Genomic DNA, 890 nt, shown 5'->3' on the forward strand with positions numbered 1-890 from the left:
GTGCCGTCGGTGTCGCTGATCCCGGTGTCGCTGATGACCGTGAGGACGTCGCCGTCGGGGTCGGTGTCGTTGTCGAGCACGGGCAGCACGGTGGAGCGGCCGGGGCGGGCACCGATGTCGTCGTCCCGAGCGAGCGGGGGCCGGTTCGTGTCGGTGCGCTCCGCGATGGTGTCCTCGAACGACTGCCGGGACGCCTTCTCGTCGCCCTCCTCACCCTCGTCCTCCTCCGGCGGGGTCACCTCTTCCCAGTTCTGGACGAGGCGCATGTTCGCGTCGACGAGCCAGATGTCACCGGTGAAGAGGTTGTTGAGCGCGATGATCTGCCGGTTCACCCGGAACATCAACGGGGACCCGTCCGCCGTCGGCTCGACGTCCTGCCGGTCCGTCTCGTCACCGCACACCGCGAGGTAGCGGCTCGACGACGACCACGCACATCCGAGGCCTCCGTGGACGCGGCGCTGACGCTCGCGTCGACGACGGTCGGGTCATCGTCCCCCTCGAGCGGAACGGCCATGAGCGCGTCCCCGGTCGCGACGAGGGCGACGTCGTCGGATGCGCTCGACTGCTGCAGCACCAGGCCGGGCTGCGGCAGGTCGACGGTGGAACCGTCGCCTCGGACGATGCGGTTGTCCGAGCGGTCGAAGATGACCGGTTCTTCGCCGGCGGCCGCGATCTCCACGTCCTCGAGCGGCGGCATCACCTGCGTCGAGGACTCCGATCCATCGGAGGGCAGCGTGTGGAGTTCGCTCTCCTCCACGGACACCGCGAACACCGTGCCGGTCGAGGACACCGCGACCCGCGCTCCGGCGCCGAGTTCGAGGATCGGATCGGTGTCGACGGTGCTCAGCTCGAGCCCCGTCTCGAGGTGCTCAGCTCGAGCCCCGTCTCGA

The 890-nt window shown here is 69.8% G+C and carries 2 protein-coding genes; both read right to left on the minus strand.

Annotated elements, in window-relative coordinates; all coding sequences use genetic code 11:
• Positions 1–332, minus strand: a 332-nt coding sequence (locus ELQ94_RS17150; RefSeq protein ID WP_133447513.1) for an Ig-like domain-containing protein, incomplete at its 3' end; no start/stop codon positions are given.
• 8 nt (positions 333–340) lie between these two features.
• On the minus strand, positions 341–890 hold a 550-nt coding region (locus ELQ94_RS17410; RefSeq protein ID WP_166404904.1), incomplete at its 5' end, for a hypothetical protein.

The sequence above is a fragment of the Labedella endophytica genome (genome assembly GCF_003990045.1).
Taxonomy (GTDB): Bacteria; Actinomycetota; Actinomycetes; order Actinomycetales; family Microbacteriaceae; genus Labedella; species Labedella endophytica.